Consider the following 23,438-nt stretch of genomic DNA (forward strand, 5'->3'; position numbering starts at 1 on the left):
TCACCGCCCGCGCACTTCGAGCAGCAGGCGGCGCGGGCGCAGGGCGGTGGACAGCGCCACCGGCCGGACGTCGCTGCCGCGAGCGCCGCGCAACCGCCACCGGCTCACCACCGTGGCCAGCAGCAAGCTGCTCTCGGCCAGCCCGAACGCCTCCCCCGCGCACTTGCGGGCACCACCGCCGAACGTGACGAACGCACCGCGTGGCAGTTCCCGCGCCCGCTCCGGCAGCCACCGGTCCGGGTCGAACGCCCGCGGCCGGTCGTGCACCTCGGCCCGCAGGTGCACCGCGGGCGGGCAGAACGCCACCGTCGTGCCGACGGGCAGCCGGTGCCCGCCCAGCTCGACCGCCTCGGTGGTGATCCGGGTGAACAGCCACCCCGGCGGGTACAGGCGCAACGCCTCGGTGACCACGCGCCCGGTGCACGCCAGGCGCGGCAGGTCGGCGGCGCGGGCCGGTCCGCCGCCCAGCACCTCGTCGACCTCCGCGCGCAGCCGTCGCGCCACCTCCGGGTTCCGGTCGAGCAGGTGCAGCGCCCACGACACCGTCGCGGCCACGCTGTCGGACCCGGCGACCAGCATGGTCAGCACCTGGTCGCCGACCTCCGCGTCGTCCAGCCTGCCGTGCCCGTCCTCGTCGCGGGCGGCCAGCAGCGAGGACAGCAGGTCGCCCCGATCACCGTCACCGCGGCGGTAGTCGGCGACCAGGGCGTCGATGTCACGCCGCAGGTCGGCCAACGCCCGGTCGAACCGGCGGTTGACGGCCACCGGCAGCCGTTGCACCACCCCGGGCACGAACATCCGCGCGGTGACCTGCTGCAGCACCGTCTCCACCGATCGCCGCACCCGGTCCACCGCGCCGTCGTCGGCACGGGTGGTGAACAGGCACCGCAGCACCGTGCGCAACGCCGCGCCGAACAACGCCGGGTAGACGTCGACGACCTGCCCGTCCCGCCACGCCGACGTCAGCGCCGAGGACTCCTCCTCCATGACCTCCCCGTAGCGCTCCAGCCGCGCGCGGTGGAACGCGGGCTGGATCAACCGCCGCTGCCTGCGGTGCTCGGCGTGCGCGCAACTGCCGACGCCGTTGCCGATCGTGGCGCGCACCCGGTCGAAGAACGGGCCGCCCTTGTCGAACACCCGGTCGTCGGTCAGCACCTGCCACACCAGGTCCGGGTGGCACGGCACGTAGGCCCGCACCGGCCCCAACCGCACCTGGACCAGGTCGCCGAGCGCGGACAGCGACCCCATGAACCGCAACGGGTCGCGCATCATCGGCCACGCGTGACCGATAACCGGCAGCGCTCCCGGCGCCACCGCCGCGGTGCGGTTCATCGGACCTCCAGCGATGTGCTCGCGCAAGACCACGATGACGGCCCGCGACCACCCCGGCACTCCGGGACCACGCGTTCGGCCGCCCGGCATCCAGGTCACCGCCCAGCCCTACACGACGGCGTGCCAGTGCTCGGGCACGGGTTCGGGGTGGATCGGCTCGCCGTTGACCCGGTCCCGGTAGAACCACTCCCGGAACTCGCTCGGTTCGACGATGCGGTTCTGGTAGCCGCGGCGGTGGTCGATGTCGTCCTGGGCGGTCTTGTGGGTCGCCCGCGCGCGGTGCCGGCGGTGGCAGGTGTCGTAGTCCATGCGGTGCAGGTGGATCAGGTAGAGGTTCGGGTCGTGGTCGGTGGCGTGGTCGGCGCGCTCGTGGAAGCCGCCGCGCCAGGTCATGGGCACCGTTGCGAGCAGGGGTTTGGAGTACAGGGGATTGGCGAACCAGGTGGAGCGCTGGGCGAGGACGCCGCGCGCGGGGTCCAGCGGCGGTTCGCGGTCGTGCAGGTGCAGGACCTCGTAGCCGGTGCAGTTGACGAAGTCCCGGTCGAACCGGTCGAGGTAGGCGCCCAGGTCGCAGAAGCGCGGGTCGGGGGCCACGATCTCGTCGACGTCCGTGCTGAGCACGACGTCGTACCGGTCGACCAGGTCGTGCTGGTGCCGCTGCACGACGTCGCGGTGCCAGTCGCTGCTGAACTCCTCGTGGTGCACGGGGGTGCGCACGAACCGGTCGTCGGGTTCGAGGTCGGGCGGCGGTTGGTGGTGCAGGACGTGGATGTCTTCCGGGGCGAAGAAGCGGGAGTAGTAGTCCAGCCAGCGGGGGAAGAAGTCCGGTTCGTCGCGGATGAGGGTGAGCACGGCCCTGGTCCCGCGCGGGCGGGCGACCGGTCGCAGCGACCAGCGCTGCTGGGGGCCGTGCCAGAAGTCGTGCTGGGCGAGCCGGGGTTCGTGGCCGGTGTCGGCGTTCCACAGGTCCAGGTACCTGCCGCTGGCGAGGTTGGCCAGGGCGTGCTCGCCGGAGCGCAGCGGCACCAGTCGCCAGTGCTGGTGCCGCTGCCCCGCGCTGGCGTCCTCCAGCACGACCTCGGCGCCGTTGTGACCGGCGGCGCCCGCCACCGACAGCAGCGCGCCGGTGGCGGCGTTGCGCACCACGACGGTGTGCCGCGCGGCGGGCACGGGGGTCAGCCGCCAGTGCTGCGCCGGGTCGTCCGGGTCGGGCCAGCCCTGGCGGACGCGCCGGCCGTCGGCGACGAGCGCCTTGCCGCTGGCGGTGTTGACCACGGTGAGCGGGGCGTCGGGCGGGACGGGCATGTCAGACGCGCTCCAGCCGCCAGTGCTGGTTGTGCCGCTCCTGGTAGGTGGGGTAGTCGCCCCAGTAGAAGTACTGGAACACCGGCGCGTCGCGCTGCGTGCTGCCGCCCTGGATGTCGAGGACCTTGCCGGTGTGCAGGTTCTGGATGCGGAACACCGGGCCGGCCGCGGCGGAGCCCGCGGGGAACAGCAACCACTCCTTGTGCGGACCGCTGGGGTCTTCCCGGGTGAGGATCTCGGCGCCGTCGGCGGAGGACATGCCCACCACCTCCAGGTAGCGGTCGCGGGCCGGGTCGAGGTTCTTGATGCGGTAGCCACCACCCGGCACCGGGATGAGCTCCCAGTGCTGCGCCTGCGAACCGGTGTAGTCGTTCTGGTCGACGTTGCCGCCGTCGCCGGTCCAGTTCGGGTCGTCCAGTTGCAGGTAGAGGTCGCTGAGCGTGCTCTGGATCTTGTACTTCCCCGACAGGTCCGGCACGACGATCTTCACGGTGGTCGAGCCGGTCTTCACGCCGTCCACGATCACGTCGACCTCGCCGTGCGTCGCCATCTCGCGGGTCACCGGTGTGCCGGCGGGCGCCGTGGCGGCGGGAAACTCCAGCTCGAAGTCCAAGGTGGAGGGCGCGGCGCCGGTGAAGGGGCCGAAGCCGCCGGCCGGGTGGACGGTGACGAACGGTTCGAGCGCCCGGTCCGGCACCAGGTTGACGTTGCTCAGGGTGGTGATGCCCGCGGTGCCGAGGTCGATGATCGTCTGGACCACGGCGTCGGCCGCGATGCCGTCCCGGTAGGTGCCGCCGGTCGCGGCGGCGATGCGCGAGCCCTGTCCCGCCGTGCCCGCCAGGACGCCGCACATGCTCTGGTAGACGGTGCCGCCGGAGACGGGCACCGGGTCGGCGTTGAGCCCGGTGTTCCCGCCACCCGAGGCGGTGCTGATGGCCAGCACGAAGATGCCCTGCGCCTGGAGCTTGGCGGTGGCCGAGTGCTCGGTGATGTCGTAGGTCAGGCCCGACACGGCCTGGCAGATCGGCTCGTGGCCGGGCGCGTCACCGACCCAGACGACGATCCGCTTGGCGTCGGCGCGCCAGCCGATCGACCCGCCCGGCGGCTGCGCGAGCTGGTCGAACGCGTAGAACTGGCCCTCGGCGATGGTGCTCCCGCCGCCCGTGGCCGACCACGCGCGGATGCCCGCCGCGGCCGAGGCGGGGGCGGGACCCAGCGGTACCTGGTGCCGGAACCGGTCCGGCTGCGGGTCTTCCATGTCCTTGTAGTTGCCCACTCCGAAGTGGACGTCCGCGCCCACGCCGGCCGCCGCCGTCACCAACCGGTTGAGGATGTCCTCGACGCGGGCGCTGACCGCGCTGATGATCGTGCCCATGCTGCCGGTGCTGTCGACGAGGAAGTACACGTCGATCTTCGGGATCACCCCGCTCCCGGGCAGCCGGACCTCGACCCGCTCCCGGTGGCTGGTGAGCGAGTCCGGGTTCGAGGCCACATCGATGGTCGCCGGGTCGATCTGGGCGGTGCTGGGCATGGTGGAGTCCTCCTGGTGGTGCCGTCGGCCTGGGACGTCGTGCAGCGGTCGGTCAGACGCGCTCCAGGACCCAGTGCTGGTTGTGCTTCTCGCGGTAGGTCGGGTAGTCGCCCCAGTAGCCCTGCTGCGACACCCGCGCGTCGGGGTCGAGGCTCTGGTTGCGCACGTCGAGGACCAGCCCGGAGTGCAGGTTCTGGATGCGGAACACCGGGCTGCCGTCGGCCGCGACGCCCGCCGGGACGAACAGCCACTCCTTGTGCGGGCCGGAGGGGTCGTCCCTGGTCAGCACCTCGGCGCCGTTGTCCGTCGACATGCCCACCACCTCCAGGTACCGGTCGCGGGCCGGGTCGCAGTTCTTCATCCGGTAGCCGCCGCCGTTGACCGGCACCAGCTCCCACTGCTGCGCGTCGAGCCCGGTGTCGTCGTTCTGGTCGACGTTGGCGCCGTCGCCGTTCCAGTTCGGGTCGTCGAGCTGGAGGTAGAGCTCGCTCAGGGTGCAGCGGATCTTGTAGCGGCCGGTCAGGTCCGGCACCGTGACCGCCACCCGGACCGAGCCGGTCGTCACGCCGTCCACGACCACGTCGACCGAGCCCTCGACCACCTGCTGCCGGGTGGTCGTGCTCGCCGGGCCGGGCTTGGCGCTGGGGAACTCCAGGTCGAAGTCCAGGGTGCGGGCCTGCGTGCCGGGGAACGGCCCGTAGCCCGCGGGGTGGACCCGCACGAACGGCGCGATCACCGCGTCCGGCACGAGCGCGACGTTGCCGATCGTGCTGATGCCCGTGGTGCCGAGGTCGATGATGGTCTGGACGATCGTCGCGGGCGTGATGCCGTCGGCGTAGGTTCCGCCGGTCGCGGCGGCGATCCGGCTGCCCTGGCCAGCGGCGCCGCCGATGCCGCAGTTGCCCGTGTAGGGCGTTCCGCTGGACAGCGGCGCCGGGTCGACGTCCAGCCCGGGTCCGGACGCGCCCGACGGGGTGCTGACCACCAGCACCACGATGCCCTCGGCGCACAGCTTGGTGGTCACGGACTGCTCGGTGATGTTGTAGGTCAAGCCGGACACGGCCTGGCAGATGGGGTCGTGGCCGGGCGCGTCGCCGATCCACAGGACGATCCGCTTGGCGTCGGCGCGCCAGCCGATCGACCCGCCCGGCGCCTGGGCGAGGTGGTCCAGGGCGTAGAACTGGCCCTCGGCGGTGGTCGTGCCGCCGGCGACGCCCCAGCTCCGGATGCCGCCCGCGGCGACCGAGGAGTCCGAGGTCAACGAGACCTGGTGCTGGAAGCGCTGCGCGAGGGGGAAGTCGAGGTCCCGGTAGTTCCCGACGCCGAACCGGATGTCGGCGCCGACGCTGCCCGCCTCGGTCACGAGCCGGGCGAGGATGTGCTCGACGCGGGCGCGGACGGCATCGATGATGGCGGTCATGCTGCCCGTGCTGTCGACGAGGAAGTAGACGTCGATCTTCGGGATCGTCCCGCTCGCGGGCAGGTGCACCTGGACCGGTTCCCGGTGGCTCGCGGGCGAGTCGGGATCGGTCGCGACCTCGACGTCGGACGGGGACAGCGGTGTGGTGGTGGGCATGGCGTGATGCCTCCTCATCCCTGGTCTCGGGCCACCCGGCGATTGCGGACCCCGACCGAGGATCACAATTCCCAACCTGGAATGGAATGACCGGACCCGGCGGTCAACCCAAAAGTGTGCAGTCGCGATCCCCGGCGAGGCCGTCGCGGAACACCACTCGTACAGGGAATCGACAACCGCCCGCGCCCACTCGCGAGACGTCCGCCAATACGTTCCTCCTCGACCATGTCGGTGATTCCGGCCCACCGCGTGAGGACGTCGACAACGGAGGACCCCGTCGCCTTCACCGTCAGCTACACCGGCTCCGACCTCTTTCCACACCTGATCGGGGCATGCCGGCACTGCGCGTGGAACGCGCATGGGGTGTAGTGGGACCCGACATGGGGAGGGATATGTCCTTGCTGGCCAGTACCGGCATCGGCGCGGTCGTGCTGACGGTGTCCGCCTTGGTCCGGATCGGATTGGGAGCATCCTCGAATGGGGTCAGGACAAACACGGACGAGGGTCGTCGTGGGCGAACGCGGGGCGACCTGGCGCGACTCCGCGAAAGCGGCGTGGTCACAATTCCCGAGCAGTGTGTCGGTGGTGATTCCGGCGCACAACGAGGAGGCGTCGATCGCGGGCACCATCCGGTCCTGCCGTGCGCAGAGCTATCCGATTGACCAGATCATCGTGGTCGCGGACAACTGCTCCGACCGCACCGCCGACATCGCCCGCGGCATGGGCGTGGTGGTGGTCGAGGGCAAGGGCGGGTCGAAGGCGTCGGCGCAGAACATGGCCCTGGCCGGGATCACCAGCGACGCGGTCGTCGCGCTCGACGCCGACGCCACCCTGTCCACCCGCGCGGTCGAGCAGATGATGGACACCTTGCGCCGCGGCTACGCCGGGACCTGCCCCTCGGCGCTCCCGTGCGACACCTCGACCCCGTACAGCCGGTACCGCACGCTCTACCACGCGATCGCCAACGGCTGGGTCCGCCCGCTCCAGGACGTGTTCGGCCGGCAGTTGGTGCTCAGCGGGATGGCCAACTGCCACCGCACCGACGTGCTGCGCGAGGTGGGCGGCTACCCCGACGACAACATCACCGAGGACTTCAACCTCACGTGGACCCTGCACCGCCTGGGTCACCGGGTCGGGTTCACCCCGGAGGCGTTCGTCTACACCCGGGAACCCACCTCGCTGTAGGAACTGCTGTCCCAGATGCACCGCTGGACCGCGGGGTTCGCGCAGACCATGGTCAAGCACCGGGCACCCGCGATGGACGGCGGCTCGTTCATCGTGGTCGCGTCCCAGGTGATCGACTCGCTGGTGGGCGGGCTGGCCACGTGCAGCCTGGTGCCCTACCTCGCCCGGCACGGCCTGGTGCGCGGGTTGCGCAGCTGGTGGAGCCCGCTGTGGGTGCTCGTCGCGGCCGCGTCGCTCGCCGTGGCGGCCCGGCAACTGGGGTGGCGCACCACGATCAGGTGCCTGCCCAGCTGGTTGGCCCTGCAGTACCTCACCGGGCCGCTGACCGCGTGGTGGTTGTTCCGCGAGTGGGTGCTGGGTCGTCGGCTGACCAGTTGGACCGGCAGGCACGGCCGACGGCCGACGCTGACGCCGATGACCGCGCGCCGCAAGATCACCCTCGCCGCCGGTGCGACGGCGACCGTGCTGTGGGCGGCGCGGCGGCTGCGGGGACGCTCAGCCGATCAGGCGCCGCAGCAACCCCGGTGACGGCGCGGCGGACAGGTCGGCTTCGGGGTGCAGGCGGCGGAACTCGCGCAACTGCCACTCGTAGGCGTCCGCCGCGCGGGTCAGCGCCTTGCCTCGCGCACGGCTGTCCCCGTCGTCGGCGGGGCGCGTCGCTCGGTCGCACCACGTCCTGACCGCCGCCTCGACCAGCATGGCCACCCCGACCGCCGCGTGTCCCGCGCAGCGGCGCGCCGCGCGGCGTTCCGGCACGGTGTCCACCAAACGTTGGAGCACCTGCCGCACCGCGACCGCCGTCACGGCCTGCGACAGCCAGTTCGCCCCCACACCCGCGACCAGCGACCCCTTCTTCCCCGACGGGTGCCCCGGGTGACCGGCGGCCGTCCGCAACACCTGCGGCAGCACCGACAGCAGCGGGACCACCGCCTGCCGCCCGGCGTCGTCGCCGAGCACGCTGACCGGGATCAGCGCGGCCGATCCCGCGCCGTCGGACCGGGTCGACCGCCGCAGGGCCGCGGCGAAGCCCGGGATCGTCGACAACGCCTCGCGCACGCGGGCCGGGGAAGCCCGGCCCCGCACCAGGTCCCACTTGGTCACCACGAACCGGACGGGCTTCCCGCGCGAGGCAGTCAGCTTCCACACCCCGGCCATGTCCCGCTCGAACCCGTCGCGGTCGCCGTCGAGCAGACCCGCGACCCGTCGCCCGTCCACGACCACCAGCACCGCGTCGGCGGCACGGGCCCGGGCGGCCAGCGCTTTCGCGGCCGGGTGCCCCTCCCCCGCGACGGCGTCCCCGTCGTAGTCGACCAACCGCGCGTCGAACAGCGGTTCCCCGGACTCCGCGACCGCTTCGAACCACAGGTCCGTCAGCGCGGGGCGACCCCCGCCCACCGGGGCCTCGACGCCGTCGGCGCGCAGCGACCGCCACGCCTCGGCCAGGGCCAGGGCCGTCACCGGGTCGGGCCGGAGCGCGGGGGCCGGCGCCGGCTCCCACTCGTCCAGGCCGTGCTTCATCGCGGCCAGCAGGCTGCTCTTGCCCGCGCCCGCCGGACCGATCGGGACGATGTCGAGTAGCGGCACGTTCCGCACCGTAACGACCACCCGCCGACCTCGTCGGCCCTCACCGGCGGGGCGCCGCCCCGGTGCCCTCACCCACCGCCACCTCGCACCCACCATTCGGGTCACCGCCGGCTCTGGTGGGAGGAAATCACGTGCCGGGCGCACGACGCGCGTGCTCCCGGCACCACTTCCGTGGACGCGTGATGACACCACCGGGGGAAACTCGCGCCCGACGAACGGTGGGGGCACGGATCGGGTCCGTGCCCCCGCGATGATCACCGGCCGGAGTGCCGCAGCCACGCCGTGAACGGGTCGAGCGCTCCCGCCACCGGAAGCGGCTCGACGGTCCGGCCGCCGAGGTCGAGCCCGCGGTAGGAGGCCCGGTAGTCGAACCCGTACCGCGCCACCTCGTCGGCCCCGACCGCGTAGTAGACGGTGTCGATGCCGTGGTCGAACGCGGCCCGGTAGCACATCCCGCAGGGTTCGCCCGAGGCCAGCAGCACCGACTCGGCCACCAGCTCCGGCCCGGCGGGCCGCACGTCGCGCAGCGCCACGATCTCGGCGTGCGCGGTGGGGTCGCGCTCGACCAGCACGCGGTTCACCCCGGTGCCGAGGACCCCGGCGGTGGGATGGACCACGACCCCGGCGAACGGGATGCCGCCGCGTTCGACCTCGGTCAGCGCGATCCGCACGGCGTCGCGCAGGTGGCCGGTGATCCAGTCGACGTCCAGCGTGGACATCACGCCTGACCCGAGGCGTACTTCGGGCTGGAGGCCAACTTCAGCCACACCACGCCGCCGATGATCACCGCCAGCCAGAGGACGCGCGCCGGGGTGAGGGGCTGGTCGAGCAGGAACGCGCTGACCACGGCCGCGCCGGACGAGCCGATGCCGGTCCAGACGGCGTAGCCGATGCCGACGTCGATGTTCTTCAGCGCCAGGCTGAGCGTGAAGACGGTGAGGAAGAAGAACACGCCCGCGGCGATCGACCAGCTCAGGTCGGTGAAGCCCTTGCTGCCGCCGACGCTGACCGCGTAGCCGATCTCGACGAGGCCGGCGAGCAGCAGGATGAGCCAGGCGCGGCGGTTCGCGGCGACGGTCGTGTCCTCGTGCCGGGTCGTGCCGGGTTGCTGGGTCGAGGTGGTCATCTCGTGTGCATCCTTTGCGATGGTCTACGTGCAGGTCTGAGGGCGTCGGGTCAGACGGCCGCGCCGGAGAGCTCCAGCCCCACCACGCCGACGATGACGACGGCGATGCCGAGGACCTTGCGCCAGTCCAGGCGCTCCTTGAACAGCAGCGTGCCGAGCAGCACGATGCCGACCGAGCCGAGGCCGGTCCAGATCGCGTAGCCCACGCCGACGTCCAGGGTGATGAGCGCCAGGCTCAGGAAGAAGGTCCCCAGCGCGCCGATGACGAGCGTGAGGACGGACGGCCACAGCCGGGTGAAGCCCTTGGCGGCGTTGGCGCACAGCGCGAAGGCGATCTCGAAGACGGTGGCGATCGCCAGGTAGACCCAGTGCATGTCGCTTTCCTTTCCTTGCTAGCTCAGCGCTTTGCGCAATTCGTCCGGGTTCGGCACGCCCTCGATGCGGTGCGAGCCGATGTCGATGGTCGGGACGGCCCGCACGCCCGCCTCGCGGGCTTCGGCCACCGCCGCCCGGTGCCGCTCGGCGTACCGGCGCTCGGCCAGCGCGGCGGCGAACTCCCCGGCGTCCAGGCCCACCCCGGCGGCGATCTCCTGGAGCACGTCGGGCCGGCCGATGTCGCGGTCGTGCTGGAAGAACGCCCGCAGCACCGCCCGGTGGTACTCCCCGGCCAGGCCGTGCTCCTCCGCGAACAGCGCGCCCTCGAACGGCAGGTGCGTGTACGGCTGCGGCGAGACGGTCGGCAGCTTGATCGGCACCCCGAGCCGCTCGGCCATCGGGTAGACCGAGGTGCGCCAGACGCGGGGCAGGTACTCGTCCTCCGGGCGCAGGGTGGGGTTCGGGTGGGGCCGCAGCTCGTAAGGTCGCCACCTGACCGCGGCCCCCGCCTCCGCGGCGGCCGTCTCGATGACGTCCTCCGCGAGCAGGCAGTAGGGGCACACGTAGTCGAAGTAGACGACGACCTCGGGTGGGTTCATGTCTCCTCTCCGATCGACTCGCGGATACCGGCCCAATAGTTGCATGCATGTGCATGCTCTTGTCAAGCCTCATCGCCTGACCCGGTCATGACGGCAAGATGGAGGCCGCTGACCAGCCACTACTCTCATTTCGGGCATCACTGAACCTGGCACACCTCGCCGCACAGGTCCATGCACGAACATGGACATGCGCACGGACGACGCCCCTGGCCCGAATGGCCGAACCACGTGTGACCAGCGTGTTTGACATGCAGGAGTGAGCGAGACCTTCGACCTCCGGCGCGGCAGCCGGTAGAGTCGTTCTCAGCCCGTTGTATGTACCAGCATCCTCGGCCGCAGCCAAGCGGATGCCCGACTAGAATGTTGCTCACGCATGAACTTGGCTGCCCGATCCGAAGCGCAGGTGACGAGATGAGCGCAGCTCCCCGCCAGACCACCGAAGCCACCGCCTCCGACCAGGCGGCCTGGAACAGGGTGCTGACCTTGCACGTCCTCGTCGAACGCCAGCTCGCGCAGGCGATGCAGCGGCGGCACGGCGTCGGGCTGTCGGAGTACCGGGCGCTGGCCGAGCTGTCGAAGTCGGCCGCGGGCGAGTGGCGCATGCAGGAGCTCGCCGACCGGATCGGCCTGGGCCAGAGCTCGGTGACCCGCCTGGTCGCACGCCTGGACGCACTCGGTTTCGCCCGGCGGGACCTCTGCCCCGACGACAAGCGCGGCGTCTACGCGGTCATCACCGACGAGGGCAGGCAGCTGCACGTCGCGGCCACGGCGACCTACGCCGAGGTGCTCAGCTCCGCCTTGAACACCGCCGGCGCCGACCAGGGGCTGGCCCGCCTCGTCCAGGCGATCCGCAGCGCCGGCTGACCCCTTCCCCCTCCGGCAGCAGTGCTGTCGACGGGCGGAGCAACGACGCGATGCGCCACTCGGCGTACCCGGCAGCGGTGGTGTGTGATCCCGTACCGGGTCCGAAGTAGTTGCTTGACCGTGCATCTGAGCGCCGATTAGGTTACGGGGGCGCAGCGACAGGACGGTCGGGACCGCTGAGAGATCAGCCGGGGCGAACCCTTGCCGCTTCAGCGGGCAAGCCGACCTCTCGGCGCCACGCGGCGCCGGTCCCCTCGCTCAGGTAGCCCTACCTTTTCCGCGGCACTGCTTGCTCCGAGGAGGAATCGTGCCTTCGTCGCGTTTGCTCGGTCACCTCGCCGAACACGCGGTGAACCGCTCCCGGTCGGTCGCGCTGATCGGCGCGGACCGGAAGTGGACCTACGGCGAGTTGTCCGGGCTCGCCGAGCGGTACGCGGCCGAACTGACCGCGCTCGGCGTGACCCCCCGACGGCCGGTGTGCGTTCCCGCGCACAAGTCGGCCGAGACCATCGCGTTGTTGATCGCCTGCTTCACGGTGGGCGCGGGCGTCCTCGTGCCGTCGTCCGAACTGGGCCCCGCGGCCCTGCGGACCATCTGCGCACAGGCGCGGTGCTCGCACGTCCTCACCGCGGGCCCCGGCGGAAGCCTGGTGTCCACAGTGGTCGACGCCGGCGAGCCCGAGGGTTTCGACCCCGTCGACCCGAGCGTTGCCAAGATCATGTTCACCACGTCCGGCTCGACCGGCACGCCGAAGATCGTGCCCGTGCCCGAGTCCGGTTTCGACGAGTTCGCGCAGTGGGCGGCCAAGCAGTTCGAGCTGACCGCCGACGACGTCTCGCTCAGCTACGCCCCGTTCAACTTCGACCTGTCGCTGTTGGACGTGTGGGTCTTCCTGCGCCTGGGCGCGCAGGTCGTCCTGGTCGACCCGGCGGCGGGCGCCGACGGCAAGCGGCTGCGCCTGCTGGTCGACGACCACGGCGTCACGTTCGTCCAGGGCGTGCCGCTGCTGCACCAGCTCCTCACCGAGGACGAGGACATGACGTTCCCGACCAGGACCGTCGTGTTCACCGGTGAAGCGCTCCCCCGCCGACTCCTGCCCCGCGTCGCCCGCGCGTTCCCGCGCGCCCGGCTGTTCAACGTCTTCGGGTGCACCGAGACCAACGACAGCTTCGTCCACGAGGTCGACCCGGCAGCCGAGGGACCGCGGATCCCGATCGGACGGCCGATCGACGGTGTGGACGCCGTGCTCGTCGACGACGACGGTGCCGTGGTCGACGGGCCGGGGACCGGCGAGCTGCTGGTCCGGACACCGTTCCAGACCACCGGGTACCTGGAGACCTCGCTCAACGCCAAGGCGTTCCGCCCGGCCCCGAACGGCGTCGGCGGACCGTTCTACCGGACCGGCGACATGGCCACCCGGGACGCCGACGGCTCGTTCGTCCTGGAAGGACGGCGCGACTTCCAGGTGAAGGTGCGCGGCATCCGCACGAACGTGCTGGAGGTCGAGGCCGTGCTGGCCGCGCACCCGCAGGTCGAGGCGGCCGCGGTCGTCGCCGTGCCCGACGAGGCGGCCGGGCACCGCCTGCACGCCGAGGTCGAGCGCAAGCCCGGCTCCGGCCTGACCTCGCTCGGGCTGCGCAGCCACAGCGCGAAAACCCTGCCGCGCCACGCCATCCCGTCCACGATCCGGGTCGGTGACGCACCGCTGCCCCGCACCTCCACCGGCAAGCCGGATCGCACCCTGATCAAGCACAACGTCATGGAGGGCGTTGACTGATGGACCTGGAGACCCGGATCCGCGACTACATCGTCGCCGAGTTCCTGTCCGGTGAGGACGTCGCCGACCTGACCGACGACTTCGACCTCGTCGAGAACGGCGTCGTCGACAGCCTGGGCCTGGTCCGGCTGATCTCGCACATCAGCAGGACCTACGCCATCCCGGTCGACGACATCCCGCTCGACCCGGCGAGCTTCCGCGACATCGAGCACATCTGCTCGTTCATCCGGCAGTCGACCACCGCCGCGTCGGCCTGACCGGCCACTCCTTCCCCGAAACCCATTCAACTAGGAGAGACCACGTGATCGTCCGCAGCTACGACGAGATCGCCCCGGTCGAGTGGGGCAACGGCACGAGCCACCGCCTGCTCACCGAGTCCGACGGCATGGGCTTCACCGTCTGCGAGACGCTGGTGCGACAGGGCACGACGAGCGCCCTGCAGTACCGCCGTCACCTGGAGGCGTGCTACTGCATCGGCGGTTCCGGCGAGGTCGTCACCGCCGACGGGGAACGCCACAAGATCGTCGAGGGCACCCTGTACGCCCTGGACAAGCACGACGCGCACTACCTCGTCGCCTCCGACGACGAGGACCTGCGGCTCATCTCGGTCTTCAACCCCCCGCTGCGGGGCGACGAGAAGCACGCGTTATCCGACGACGGGTTCTCCCAGTACTGATCCGGTCACGGTGGGGGTCGCCCGCCGGCCGGGTGGCCCCCGCCCACGGCACAGCGAGGGCACGAATCACCATGACTGCGACCACCGACACCTTCACCACCGTCGCCGACTGGGCCGAGGACCTCAACCGCGACACCGCGGCGTGGGACGCCCGGGGCGAGTTCCCGCGGGAGAAGTGGAAGGCGATCCAGCGCAGCGGCATCCTGGCCGTCCCGTTCGACCGGCGGTACGGCGGCCGGGGCCACTCCCTCACCGAGACCATGCGGGCGCTGGAAGGGCTCGGCCACACCTGCCGGGACGCGGGCCTGAGCTTCTCCACGTCGACGCAGATCGTCAGCGTGGGACTGGTCCTCCAGGCGTTCGGCGACGAGGAGCTGAAGTCGGCGTTCCTGCCGGGGATCATCTCCGGTGAGCTGATCACCGCGCACGCGATCACCGAGCCGGGCAACGGCTCCGACGCCACCGGCATCACCACGACCGCCCGCCGCGACGGCGACGACTACGTCCTCGACGGCGAGAAGATGTTCATCACCAACGCTCCCGTCGCGGACCTGATCCTGCTCTACGTCCGCACCGGCGCGCCGGGTCCGCTCGGGTTGAGCTGCTTCCTGGTCGAGCGCGGCACACCGGGCCTGCGCATCGGCGAACCGCTCGACAAGATGGGGCTGCGCACCTCGCCGCTCGGCGCGGTCACCCTGGACGGCGTGCGGGTGCCCGCGTCACGGCGGGTCGGCCGGGAGGGGGCGGGCTTCCTCATCCTCGACCACATCATGAAGCGGGAGATCCTGCTGTCGTTCTCGATCACGCTCGGCGAGATGGCGCACCGCCTGGACCGGTGCGTGCGGCAGGCGAAGACGCGCACGCAGTTCGGTCAACCGATCGGCGCGTTCCAGGCCGTCAGCCACAAGGTCGCCGACATGAAGATCGCGGTGGAGACGGCCCGCAAGTGGCTGTACGACACCGGGGCGAAGGTCGAGGCGGGCGAGGACGCCGCGATCGACGTCGCCGCCACCAAGACGGTGGTGAGCGAGGCGAACCTGCGCACCGCGCTGGACGCCGTCCAGATCTTCGGCGGCGCCGGGTACCTCACCGGCACCGGCGTCGAGGCGGACGTGCGCAACGCGGTCGGCGGGACGATCTACTCCGGGACGAACGAGGTGCAGCGCAACCGGATCGCGTCGTTGCTCGGCCTGCGTCCCACGACTGCCCAGGGGGTGCGACGTGACTGACGACCTGGCGCGGCTCACCGCGCCGACCGAGTTCCTCGACCACGAGTCCCGGCCCGTCCAGGAGTTCGTCGACGCCGCGGTCGCGGATCGCGGTGCCGACAAGCGGGAACTGGCGATCGCGCTGTACTACGCGGTGCGGGACGACGTGTTCTACGAGGTCTACGGCGCGGACCTGTCCCGCGACGGGTTCAAGGCCAGCCACGTCGCGACCCGCAAGCAGGGCTTCTGCCTGCACAAGTCGGTGCTCTACGCGGCGTGCTGCCGCGCGGTGGGCATCCCGGCGCGGTTGCACTACGGGAAGGTCCGCAACCACCTCGCGTCCGACCGGCTGCGCGAGCACATCGGTGGCGACGTGTTCTTCCACGGCCTGACCGCCGTGCACCTCGACGGCAGGTGGATCAAGGCGACACCGGTGTTCAACGGGTTGCTGTGCAAGCTGTACGGGCTCAAGCCGCTGGAGTTCGACGGCGTCCACGACAGCCTTCACCACCCGTTCGACGAGGACGGGCGCAAGAGCATGGAGTTCCTGGTCGACCACGGCGGCTTCGACGACCTGCCGTACGAGTTCGTGATGGACCAGATGCGGACCAACCACCCCGACTTCCTCGACGCCGAGGGCACGGGGACCGTTCGCGGCGGCTCCCTGGCCGCCGAGGCGACCAGGTGACCGCCCGGAAGGAGGACGCACGATGACCGAACCGACCGCCGTCCCGGACGACGGTTGGCGCGCCCGCGCCCGGATCGGCGTGGTCGTGCCGCACGCCGACGTCGGCCCCGAGTCCGAGATGCAGGCCCTCGCACCGCACGACGTCCTGATCCACGGCTCCCGCGTCCACTTCGGCGCGATGCGGGCGGGCGGCGAGATGGACCCGAAGATCCCGCACGCGCCGGTCCGGGCGTTCGTCGAACCACCGCACGTCGACACCGCCGTCGAACTGCTCGCCGCCGCGCCGCTCGACGTGATCGCGCTCGGGTTCACCAGCTCGGCCTACGTCCTGGGCGCGGCCGGCGAGAAGGACCTGTTCGACCGGCTGGCCAACCACACCCGCGGCCTGCCGATCACCGGCACCACCAGGGCGGCGGTGGCGGGTTTCGCCGCTCTCGGCGCCCGCCGCGTCGCCATCGTCAACCCGCCGTGGTTCGACGACGAGCTGTCCGGCCTCGGCGCCGACTACTTCACCGAGCACGGCCTGGAGGTCGTCCACCACGGCCCGTGCGGGCTGCCGAGCAACCAGAAGCTGATCACACCGGAAGCCCTGTCCGACTGGATCCGCACCGCGGTTGCCCTCGCCGAGCCGGACGCCGTCCTCGTCGCGGGCAACGGCATCCGCGCGGTGGGCGTGATCGAGGCGTTGGAACGCGACTGCGACTTCGCCGTCCTGACCGCCAACCAGGTCCTCTTCTGGCACTCCCTCCACCTCGCGGGCGCGTCCCACCTGCTCCCCGAGATCACCGACTACGGCCGCTTGTTCACCGTGACCCCACCCTGAGCCGTCGAGGCCGGACGCCCTGCGCCTCGTGGCGCAGGGCGTCCGGCTCCCAGGCGGGTGGTCGCAGGATCACCCCGCTGCCGCGATCGGCACCCAGCATCCGTTGTCCATCTCCGGAGGCGATGTCCGGAACGGCAACGTGGGTGTCGTGGAACCGTTGCCGGCAGTGGGTGACGACTGCGACCTGCCCGCCACCGCCGGCTGCCGGCCGCCGACGAACCGCGACCGGCCGGCGTCCCCGTTGGCCGTGCTCGAACGGGTCCCGTGGACCGTCACGCCGGTTCGACGGGCAGCCACAGCTCGCAGGTCGCGCTGGTGAAGTCGGCCGAGCGGTCGAGGGTGGTGACGATGGAGGGGCCCGGGCGCAGGCGCCAGGGGTTGGAGGGGAACCACTCGGTCGCCGTGGCGGCCCAGGCGGTTTGCAGGGCTTGCGGGTACGCGCCGGTGGTGCGGAAGACCGCCCACCTGCCCGGCGGCACCTCGATGCCGTCCAGGTCGTCCGGGACCGGCGTGGCCGCCGACACGGCGACCCCGTGCAGGTAGGTCAGTTCGCTGCCCTCGGTGGCGTCGGGGTCGAGGTCGTCGCAGACCTGCAACAGGCCCGACGGATCGGTGTCGCCGAGAGCTTTGAGCCGGGCGTGCTCGTCCTGCGGCAGCGCGGTGATGTGCTGCTGAATGTGCGGGTTGACGCCGTGGTGGATGAGCGGGACGCGGGTGGCGTGCCCGACCAGCCGGAACGCGGGGCGGTCGATGATGCGGGTGTCCATGGGGGTCGTCCCTTCGACGGTCAGGCGGAACCTGAGCTGCGGTTGTGCGCGAAGAGGACCTCCGTCACGGCGGACGTCGCCGGGGTTGGCGCCGTGGACCGCGCGGAACGCGCGGCCGAACGCCTCGGTCGAGCCGTAGCCGTGCCGGACCGCGATGCTCAGCAGGTCGTCCTCGCCGCGGACGACGTCGCCCGCGGCGACGGTCATGCGGCGACGGCGCACGTACTCCGACAGCGGCATGCCCGCCAACGACGAGAACATCCGCCGCAGGTGGTAGCCGGTCGTGCCGAGCTCCCTGGCCAACCCGTCGACGTCGTGCTCCTCGCCCAAGCGCGCCTCCACGAGGCCGACGAGCCGGTTCAGTGCCGAGATCACGAGGTCCTCCCTTCACCGACCACCCTGACCGAACGCACCCCGCCCCCGCCCGATCGCGGCGAACCGGTCCGATCATGTCCCGGACGCCCGCTCACCGCGCGGCGGTGGGCACCCGTGCGCGGCCCGGTGTCCACCAGGTGCGGTCGCCGAGCAGGGCCATCGTGGCCGGGACGAGCAGGCAGCGGACGACGGTCGCGTCCACGGCGATGGCGACGGCCATCCCGACGCCGAACATCTTGATCGTCGGGTCGTCGTTGGGCACGAACGCGAGGAAGACGCCGACCATGATGGCCGCCGCCGCGGTGATCACGCCACCGGTGCCCAGCAGGCCCTCGCGGACCGAGCGCAGGTTGTCCCCGGTCAGGTTCCGGCGCCGCTGGACGTCGCTGAGCAGGAACACCTCGTAGTCCATCGACAGGCCGAACAGCAGGGCGAACAGCACGAGCGGCACGAAGCTCGGGATCGGCACCGGGCCGGACAGCCCGATCCACGTCACACCCCACCCCCACGTGAACACGGCCGTCAGCACGCCGTAGGCGGCCCCGATGGAGATCAGGTCCATCACGGCCGCCTTCAGCGCGAGCAGCGGCGCGCGGAAGGCCACCAGCAGCACGACGACCGACAGGAGCAGGACCACGCCGATGACGAGCGGCAGCTTGTCGGCGACCCGGTCGGCCAGGTCCACCCGGGCGGCGACGCCGCCGCCGACGTGCACGGTCACGTCCGGCACGGACTGGCCGCGCAGGCGGTGGACGAGGTCCGCCGTCGCCGGGTCGCCGCCCGAGGTCGAGGGGATCACCGGGACCGTGACGACCCGGCCGTCCGCGGACGGCGTCGGCGTCCCGACGGCGGCCACCCCCGGCTGGGCCCGCACCGCCGCCACGAGCTGCGCCACGCGCGGGTCGCGGGCGTCGGCGACCGGCGTCGACAGCCGGCCGAGGACGGTGAGCGGGGTGCCCGCGCCCAAGCCGAAGGCCGCCGACACGGCGTCGTCGGCCTGGCGGACCGCGGTCGACTCCGGTGACGACCCGGCGTCGAGCTGCCCGAGGCGCAGGTCGATCGCCGGTGCGGCGAGCAGGACCAGCAGCGCGAGTGCGAGCCCGCCGGCCGGCCACGGTCGGCGCGTCACCCGGTCGGCCTGGCGCGCCCAGTACCCGCCGGAGCCGCCGCGGCGGGCGGACCGGCGGTGCAGCGCCCCGCCGCGGGCCAGCCGGTGCCCGGCGAACGAGGTCAGCGCGGGGAGCAGGGTGAGCGCGGCGAGCACGGCGAGCAGGACCGCGACCCCGCACGTCCAGGCGAGCGTCTGGAGCAGCGGCACCTCGGTCAGGCCCAGCCCGGCGAGCGCGACCGCGACCGTGACCCCGGCGAAGGCCACCGCGGTGCCGGAGTCGGCGAGCGCCCGTTCGACGGCCTCCGGCACCGCGACGCCCGAGCGGGTGAGCGTGCGGAACCGGCTGAGCAGGAACAGCGAGTAGTCGATGCCGACGCCGAGGCCGACCATGAGGGCCAGGGTGGACGCCTGGGCCGGCATCGCGGTCAGGTTCCCGGCGAGCCCCACGACCTCCAGCGTCGCGACCACGGCGAGGGCCGACGTCGACAGGGTCAGCACGGCGCCCACCACGCCACCGAGCGCGAGGAAAAGCACGAGAGCGGCGAGGACCAGGCCGAAGTACTCGTTGCCGGTGGTGCCGGAGCCGTCGACGACCTGGGCGAACGCCCCGCCGGGCAGGACCCGCAGTCCCGCGTCGGAGGCCGGCCGGGCGGCATCGGTGACGGCCCGCGCGATGTCCTTCGTGAGTTCCGCCCGCCGGACGTCCAGGCCGACGGTGAACCAACCGGTGGTCCCGTCAGCGGACAGCGTCCCGTCCTTCGTGGAGGGAGGTTTCACCGTCGTCACGTGCTCGACGCCGCGCAGGGAGGCCATCGTCGCGGCGAGCACGTCGGCGCGGGTCGCGTCGTCCAGCCGCCCGTCCGGCGCCACCAGGATCACGGTCCCCGAGGTGCGCGGAGCCTCCGGTGACGCGGTCAGGTCGCGCACGAGCTGGGCGTCCGTGCCGGGCAGGCTCACGTCGTTGTCCGTCGGCGTGCCGAACACCCTCGCCGCCGTCACGAGCGCCAGCACCAGCAGCACCCAGGCGGTGATCACGACGACCCGACGTCGGACGCACGCCCGGCCGATCGCCGCGACGACCCGGGCGGCCCGGCCGTCCTGTACCGCTGCACCCATCGGCCCCCCAGCCCTCACCGCGGGCGGCGGTCGGCGGACACCCCGCCCCCGTGCACGACCCGGCGCGACAGCTTAGCCAGGCCGGTGCCCGACCAGGCGGCGGTTCGGGCGACTTCACGGGTCGGGCGCGCGGCGAAAACCGGAGCGTGCGGTGGGGTCCGAACTGGGAGGACAGCCTGGGTGGCGCGCCCGAGCACGCCACCGCGGACCCGGTGCACGACCTGGAGGGCATCGCGACCGCGTGCAGCCTGGACACCGACGGCGGTCCCGGCATGGGCGGCGCGGTGGGAGGTGGCACGACGGGGACCGGCAACACGGGAGGTGGCACCGACCTGTTCGTGTGGCGGGACGAGGAGCGCCTGGACGGGATGTTTCCCCACCCTGCGGCGGAAGGGAAGGCGCGGTGATGAACTCGCGCGAGACCAGGGTGCTGCTCCAGGCGGCGTCCCACTGCCTGCCTGCACTACCCCGACGACGTGCGCGACCGGCCGCCGGTGCCTGGACGAGGTGCCCGCCGCCGGTGTCAGCGCGCTGCTCGACCACCTGGAGGCCGCGTCACCGGTCGAGGCCCCCGCCACTACGTCGAGGTGTTCGAGTCCCCTACCCGCTCTGGCGGCCCGACGGGAGCGGTTCACCCGGCCGCCGCAGGGCCGGGTGACACGAACGGCGCTCACCATTCCCGATTTCGGCGGCTCCGCCATCCTGCCCCGAATGGATTTTCACCCCTCCAGACGATTACCGAGCGGTACCGCGCATTCGGGTGGCTCATATTGCCCCGATATGCCCGGATTCACCGCCGCCCGGACTCGCGGTGAACTCGTCGCCGGACGTGAGCAAATCTTTCTTTTGGAGTTTCTGCGGATACAGCCGTAAGGAAGGCGTAAAGGCCACCGATGGCCCCTGGACAGGAATCGGGAATGGGTCGACGATTCGGGCACGAGTTCGGCACCGGCGCCAATCTCGGCGCACTCGCCCTGGTCAGCGGGGGCCGAGCCGTCGCGGAACCGCTCCGGAGTTGTCGCACGCAGGGAGGCACGTGGTGCAGGCCAACCAGATCGTAGTCGGTATGGACATCTCACCGGCGAGTGCCGCGGCCCTCAAGTGGGCCGTGCGCCACACCCGGGACGGAGGAACCGTAATAGCGGTGTCCGTGTGCGGTATGCGGACTTCCCAGGGCGCTGCGGATCTTTTTCACAGCAGCCGTTTACGCCTGGTGCGCGACGTGCTCACGCGGGTCGGTCCGCACGACGGCGTGCACGTCGAGCCGACCGTACTCGACGGCGACCCCGGACCGGCTCTGGTCAAGCTGGCCGAGCACGCCGACAGCCTGGTCCTCGGCCGGCACGGGTACAGCCGCGGCGGCATCACGGTCGTCGGCTCCGTGATCATGCACTGCCTGAAGAACGCGGCCTGCCCGGTCGTGGTGGTGCCGAGCGACGGCGTGCCGGCCGTCTGACCGGGCCCGGCCGCCGTTCCCGGCGAGGCGTCACGGCGTGACGCCTCGCCGGCCCTGGTCGACGGCTCGGCGCTCGACCGCCCGGTCGGCGGCCGAGGTGCGGTGCGGCGGGGAGCCTCGGTCCTCACCGACGCCCGGTCCGCCGTTACCCGCGGACCCGGGCGTCGGCGGCGGGCTGCGCGTCATCGCGGTCGACGCCCAGTCCGGCGAGCAGGCGCAGCCCGTCCTCGGCGGGACTGCCCGCGGGCGCGGACAGGACCAGCAGTTCCATCCCCGGGTCGTCCGGCAGGGCGAAGTTCTCCTGGTGCAGTTCCAGCAGGCCGACCAGCGGGTGCCGGTACGCCTTGCGGCCGTGGGTGCGGGCGCGCACGTCGGCGCGGGCCCAGAGGCGGCGGAAGCGCTCGCTGCCCATCGCCAGCTCGCCGATGAGCGAGGCCAGGCGCGGGTCGTCGGGGTACTTGCCGGCGGCCAGGCGCAGGTGCCCGACCACGTCGCGGCTGCACCCCTCCCAGTCCGCGTAGAGACCGGACTCGGCCTCCTCGAGGAAGAGGTGCCGCGCGGTGTTCAGGCCCGGCATCGGGCGGCCGAACAGCAGGCCCGCGAGGCGGTTCCCGGCGAGCACGTCCATGCGGTGGTCCATGATCAACGCGGGGGCGTCCACGACCAGGCCGAGGACGCGCAGCAACTCCGGCCGCACCCGCCCGCTCGGCACGGTCGCGCGGCGGCGGCGCTGCCGGGCGAGCCGCCCGAGGTGCCCGCGTTCGGTGTCGTCGAGGCCGAGGATGCGGGCGAGCGCGTCGAGGACCTGCTCGGACGGCTGGGTGGCGCGGCCCTGCTCCAGGCGCACGTAGTAGTCGACGCTGACGCCGGACAGGTGCGCGACCTCCTCGCGGCGCAGCCCCGCGACCCGGCGACGGCTGTCCGCGGGGATGCCGACGGCCGCCGGGTCGACCCGGGCGCGCCGGGTGCGCAGGAAGCTCGCGAGGTCGTCCATGGCACCCAGTATGGCGTCGGCGAAGCCGGTGAAGGTGGTCCTGCCGGTACCAGGAAGGCCGGTCCGACGGACGAGGCGCCCCTGAACGCCGGCCGCCGCGGCGCACAGGATCGGTGGCACCCGATCCGAAGGAGTTCCCGTGAAGACGCTGATCGTGCACGCCCACCCGGAGCCGCAGTCGCTCACCAGCTCGCTGAAGGACCTCGCGGTGTCCACGTTGGAGGAAGCCGGGCACGAAGTGCGGGTGAGCGACCTGTACGCGATGAACTGGAAGGCGGTCGTGGACGCCGAGGACTACGGCCCGCACGCGTCGAGCCCGTTGCGGGTCGCCCAGGACTCGGGCCGGGCCTTCGAAGCCGGGGCGCTCACCCCGGACGTCCGCACCGAGCAGGACAAGCTGCTCTGGGCCGACACGATCATCTTCCAGTTCCCGCTGTGGTGGTACGGCATGCCCGCGATCCTCAAGGGCTGGGTGGACCGGGTGTTCACCTACCGCTTCGCGTACGGCGTCGGCGAGCACAGCGACACGAAGTACGGCGAGCGCTTCGGCGAAGGCACCCTCGCGGGCCGCAAGGCGCTGCTGTCGGTGACCGCCGGCGGCCTGGAGTCGCACTACGCCGCGCGCGGGATCAACGGCCCCATCGACGACCTGCTGTTCCCGATCCAGCACGGCATCCTCTACTACCCGGGCATCGAGGTGCTGCCGCCGTTCGTGCTGTACGGCACCGACCGGATGACCACCGAGGACTACCCGGACGTCGCCAAGGCGTGGCGGGAGCGCCTGCTCACCCTGGAGTCGACCGAACCGATCCCGTTCCGGCGGCAGAACTTCGGCGACTACGAGATCCCCTCGCTGCACCTGAAGGAAGGGCTGGAGCCCGCGGGCCGCTCGGGCTTCGGGCTCCACGTGCGCGGCTGACGCGGGGGGTGATCCGGCCCACATCGTGTCAGACGCGGAGGAGGAGCGGTG

General features: G+C 72.1%; 24 protein-coding genes. 12 read left to right on the forward strand and 12 right to left on the reverse strand.

The window, feature by feature from the left end; translation table 11 throughout:
* From ACIQMJ_RS39285 to ACIQMJ_RS39300, 4 genes are all read right to left on the reverse strand, one after another.
* Complete coding sequence (locus tag ACIQMJ_RS39285) at positions 1–1,332, reverse strand: cytochrome P450 (RefSeq protein WP_499766105.1); 1,332 nt, start codon at positions 1,330–1,332, stop codon at positions 1–3.
* A 108-nt stretch (positions 1,333–1,440) separates the two neighbouring features.
* Positions 1,441–2,637, reverse strand: coding sequence for an RICIN domain-containing protein (locus ACIQMJ_RS39290; RefSeq protein WP_499766106.1), 1,197 nt, complete (start codon positions 2,635–2,637; stop codon positions 1,441–1,443).
* A gap of 1 nt (position 2,638) precedes the next feature.
* Positions 2,639–4,168, reverse strand: a complete 1,530-nt coding sequence (locus ACIQMJ_RS39295; RefSeq protein WP_499766107.1) for an RICIN domain-containing protein — start codon at positions 4,166–4,168, stop codon at positions 2,639–2,641.
* Between the two features lie 52 nt (positions 4,169–4,220).
* A complete protein-coding gene (locus ACIQMJ_RS39300; RefSeq protein ID WP_499766108.1) occupies positions 4,221–5,744 on the reverse strand; it encodes an RICIN domain-containing protein in 1,524 nt (507 codons plus the stop codon).
* Between the two features lie 477 nt (positions 5,745–6,221).
* Here ACIQMJ_RS39300 and ACIQMJ_RS39305 point away from each other — a divergent pair, with 477 nt between their 5' ends.
* Together ACIQMJ_RS39305 and ACIQMJ_RS39310 are read left to right on the forward strand one after the other, a co-directional pair.
* Positions 6,222–6,929: a glycosyltransferase family 2 protein gene (locus tag ACIQMJ_RS39305; RefSeq protein ID WP_499766109.1), complete on the forward strand. Its 708-nt coding sequence runs from the start codon at positions 6,222–6,224 to the stop codon at positions 6,927–6,929.
* 15 nt (positions 6,930–6,944) lie between these two features.
* Positions 6,945–7,457, forward strand: coding sequence for a hypothetical protein (locus ACIQMJ_RS39310; protein WP_499766110.1), 513 nt, complete (start codon positions 6,945–6,947; stop codon positions 7,455–7,457).
* Here ACIQMJ_RS39310 and ACIQMJ_RS39315 read toward each other — a convergent pair.
* From ACIQMJ_RS39315 to ACIQMJ_RS39335, 5 genes are all read right to left on the reverse strand, one after another.
* Positions 7,425–8,513, reverse strand: a complete 1,089-nt coding sequence (locus ACIQMJ_RS39315; protein ID WP_499766111.1) for a hypothetical protein — start codon at positions 8,511–8,513, stop codon at positions 7,425–7,427. The two genes, ACIQMJ_RS39310 and ACIQMJ_RS39315, sit on opposite strands and share 33 nt — an antisense overlap.
* Positions 8,514–8,767: 254 nt before the next feature.
* On the reverse strand, positions 8,768–9,232 hold the full coding sequence (locus ACIQMJ_RS39320) for a deaminase (RefSeq protein WP_499766112.1): 465 nt from the start codon (positions 9,230–9,232) through the stop codon (positions 8,768–8,770).
* Positions 9,232–9,639, reverse strand: coding sequence for a DMT family transporter (locus tag ACIQMJ_RS39325; protein ID WP_499766113.1), 408 nt, complete (start codon positions 9,637–9,639; stop codon positions 9,232–9,234). Before ACIQMJ_RS39325 ends, ACIQMJ_RS39320 begins: the two co-directional genes overlap by 1 nt.
* Positions 9,640–9,689: 50 nt before the next feature.
* Positions 9,690–10,013 (reverse strand): DMT family transporter, encoded by a 324-nt coding sequence (locus ACIQMJ_RS39330; RefSeq protein WP_141975237.1) that lies wholly within the window; start codon positions 10,011–10,013, stop codon positions 9,690–9,692.
* Positions 10,014–10,031: 18 nt separating this feature from the next.
* Entirely contained in the window at positions 10,032–10,613 is a 582-nt protein-coding gene (locus tag ACIQMJ_RS39335) for a DsbA family oxidoreductase (protein ID WP_499766114.1), read from the reverse strand.
* A gap of 411 nt (positions 10,614–11,024) precedes the next feature.
* Here ACIQMJ_RS39335 and ACIQMJ_RS39340 point away from each other — a divergent pair, with 411 nt between their 5' ends.
* The 7 genes from ACIQMJ_RS39340 to ACIQMJ_RS39370 all read left to right on the forward strand — a co-directional run bounded on the left by ACIQMJ_RS39340 (position 11,025) and on the right by ACIQMJ_RS39370 (position 16,649).
* On the forward strand, positions 11,025–11,477 hold the full coding sequence (locus tag ACIQMJ_RS39340; protein WP_499766115.1) for a MarR family winged helix-turn-helix transcriptional regulator: 453 nt from the start codon (positions 11,025–11,027) through the stop codon (positions 11,475–11,477).
* 307 nt (positions 11,478–11,784) lie between these two features.
* Positions 11,785–13,254 carry an AMP-binding protein gene (locus tag ACIQMJ_RS39345; protein ID WP_499766116.1) on the forward strand — a complete coding sequence of 490 codons (1,470 nt, stop codon included), beginning with the start codon at positions 11,785–11,787 and terminating at the stop codon, positions 13,252–13,254.
* Positions 13,254–13,511, forward strand: a complete 258-nt coding sequence (locus tag ACIQMJ_RS39350; RefSeq protein WP_499766117.1) for an acyl carrier protein — start codon at positions 13,254–13,256, stop codon at positions 13,509–13,511. The genes ACIQMJ_RS39345 and ACIQMJ_RS39350 overlap by 1 nt, the downstream gene beginning before the upstream one ends.
* A gap of 44 nt (positions 13,512–13,555) precedes the next feature.
* On the forward strand, positions 13,556–13,930 hold the full coding sequence (locus ACIQMJ_RS39355) for an ectoine synthase (RefSeq protein WP_378090318.1): 375 nt from the start codon (positions 13,556–13,558) through the stop codon (positions 13,928–13,930).
* A gap of 71 nt (positions 13,931–14,001) precedes the next feature.
* On the forward strand, positions 14,002–15,159 hold the full coding sequence (locus tag ACIQMJ_RS39360) for an acyl-CoA dehydrogenase family protein (protein ID WP_499766118.1): 1,158 nt from the start codon (positions 14,002–14,004) through the stop codon (positions 15,157–15,159).
* Positions 15,152–15,826, forward strand: coding sequence for a transglutaminase-like domain-containing protein (locus tag ACIQMJ_RS39365; protein ID WP_499766119.1), 675 nt, complete (start codon positions 15,152–15,154; stop codon positions 15,824–15,826). Before ACIQMJ_RS39360 ends, ACIQMJ_RS39365 begins: the two co-directional genes overlap by 8 nt.
* Positions 15,827–15,848: 22 nt before the next feature.
* Positions 15,849–16,649, forward strand: a complete 801-nt coding sequence (locus tag ACIQMJ_RS39370; protein ID WP_499766120.1) for a maleate cis-trans isomerase family protein — start codon at positions 15,849–15,851, stop codon at positions 16,647–16,649.
* 272 nt (positions 16,650–16,921) lie between these two features.
* Here the strand turns inward: ACIQMJ_RS39370 and ACIQMJ_RS39375 are convergent, their stop codons facing one another.
* Both ACIQMJ_RS39375 and ACIQMJ_RS39380 read right to left on the reverse strand, forming a co-directional pair.
* Positions 16,922–17,791 carry an AraC family transcriptional regulator gene (locus ACIQMJ_RS39375; RefSeq protein ID WP_499766121.1) on the reverse strand — a complete coding sequence of 290 codons (870 nt, stop codon included), beginning with the start codon at positions 17,789–17,791 and terminating at the stop codon, positions 16,922–16,924.
* Positions 17,792–17,882: 91 nt separating this feature from the next.
* A complete protein-coding gene (locus ACIQMJ_RS39380) occupies positions 17,883–20,018 on the reverse strand; it encodes an MMPL family transporter (protein ID WP_499766122.1) in 2,136 nt (711 codons plus the stop codon).
* A gap of 146 nt (positions 20,019–20,164) precedes the next feature.
* On the opposite strand from ACIQMJ_RS39380, the gene ACIQMJ_RS39385 reads away from it, so the two are divergent.
* Both ACIQMJ_RS39385 and ACIQMJ_RS39390 read left to right on the forward strand, forming a co-directional pair.
* Positions 20,165–20,425 (forward strand): hypothetical protein, encoded by a 261-nt coding sequence (locus tag ACIQMJ_RS39385; protein ID WP_499766123.1) that lies wholly within the window; start codon positions 20,165–20,167, stop codon positions 20,423–20,425.
* A gap of 632 nt (positions 20,426–21,057) precedes the next feature.
* Positions 21,058–21,474, forward strand: a complete 417-nt coding sequence (locus ACIQMJ_RS39390; RefSeq protein WP_499766124.1) for a universal stress protein — start codon at positions 21,058–21,060, stop codon at positions 21,472–21,474.
* A gap of 145 nt (positions 21,475–21,619) precedes the next feature.
* Here ACIQMJ_RS39390 and ACIQMJ_RS39395 read toward each other — a convergent pair whose 3' ends face one another.
* Positions 21,620–22,468: a helix-turn-helix transcriptional regulator gene (locus tag ACIQMJ_RS39395; RefSeq protein ID WP_499766125.1), complete on the reverse strand. Its 849-nt coding sequence runs from the start codon at positions 22,466–22,468 to the stop codon at positions 21,620–21,622.
* Between the two features lie 139 nt (positions 22,469–22,607).
* Here ACIQMJ_RS39395 and ACIQMJ_RS39400 point away from each other — a divergent pair, with 139 nt between their 5' ends.
* Positions 22,608–23,387 (forward strand): NAD(P)H-dependent oxidoreductase, encoded by a 780-nt coding sequence (locus ACIQMJ_RS39400; RefSeq protein WP_499766126.1) that lies wholly within the window; start codon positions 22,608–22,610, stop codon positions 23,385–23,387.
* Positions 23,388–23,438 lie beyond the last annotated feature (51 nt).

It is taken from the genome of Actinosynnema sp. NPDC091369 (genome assembly GCF_044757065.1).
Classification (GTDB): domain Bacteria; phylum Actinomycetota; class Actinomycetes; order Mycobacteriales; family Pseudonocardiaceae; genus Actinosynnema.

Coding starts and splice junctions, on each gene's coding strand:
- ACIQMJ_RS39330 (WP_141975237.1), bottom strand. CDS start 10,013: ATGCACTGGGTCTACCTGGCGATCGCCACCGTCTTCGAGATCGCCTTC.
- ACIQMJ_RS39310 (WP_499766110.1), top strand. CDS start 6,945: ATGCACCGCTGGACCGCGGGGTTCGCGCAGACCATGGTCAAGCACCGG.
- ACIQMJ_RS39320 (WP_499766112.1), bottom strand. CDS start 9,232: ATGTCCACGCTGGACGTCGACTGGATCACCGGCCACCTGCGCGACGCC.
- ACIQMJ_RS39395 (WP_499766125.1), bottom strand. CDS start 22,468: ATGGACGACCTCGCGAGCTTCCTGCGCACCCGGCGCGCCCGGGTCGAC.
- ACIQMJ_RS39325 (WP_499766113.1), bottom strand. CDS start 9,639: ATGACCACCTCGACCCAGCAACCCGGCACGACCCGGCACGAGGACACG.
- ACIQMJ_RS39350 (WP_499766117.1), top strand. CDS start 13,254: ATGGACCTGGAGACCCGGATCCGCGACTACATCGTCGCCGAGTTCCTG.
- ACIQMJ_RS39340 (WP_499766115.1), top strand. CDS start 11,025: ATGAGCGCAGCTCCCCGCCAGACCACCGAAGCCACCGCCTCCGACCAG.
- ACIQMJ_RS39290 (WP_499766106.1), bottom strand. CDS start 2,637: ATGCCCGTCCCGCCCGACGCCCCGCTCACCGTGGTCAACACCGCCAGC.
- ACIQMJ_RS39305 (WP_499766109.1), top strand. CDS start 6,222: ATGGGGTCAGGACAAACACGGACGAGGGTCGTCGTGGGCGAACGCGGG.
- ACIQMJ_RS39360 (WP_499766118.1), top strand. CDS start 14,002: ATGACTGCGACCACCGACACCTTCACCACCGTCGCCGACTGGGCCGAG.
- ACIQMJ_RS39285 (WP_499766105.1), bottom strand. CDS start 1,332: ATGAACCGCACCGCGGCGGTGGCGCCGGGAGCGCTGCCGGTTATCGGT.
- ACIQMJ_RS39295 (WP_499766107.1), bottom strand. CDS start 4,168: ATGCCCAGCACCGCCCAGATCGACCCGGCGACCATCGATGTGGCCTCG.
- ACIQMJ_RS39380 (WP_499766122.1), bottom strand. CDS start 20,018: ATGGGTGCAGCGGTACAGGACGGCCGGGCCGCCCGGGTCGTCGCGGCG.
- ACIQMJ_RS39370 (WP_499766120.1), top strand. CDS start 15,849: ATGACCGAACCGACCGCCGTCCCGGACGACGGTTGGCGCGCCCGCGCC.
- ACIQMJ_RS39300 (WP_499766108.1), bottom strand. CDS start 5,744: ATGCCCACCACCACACCGCTGTCCCCGTCCGACGTCGAGGTCGCGACC.
- ACIQMJ_RS39335 (WP_499766114.1), bottom strand. CDS start 10,613: ATGAACCCACCCGAGGTCGTCGTCTACTTCGACTACGTGTGCCCCTAC.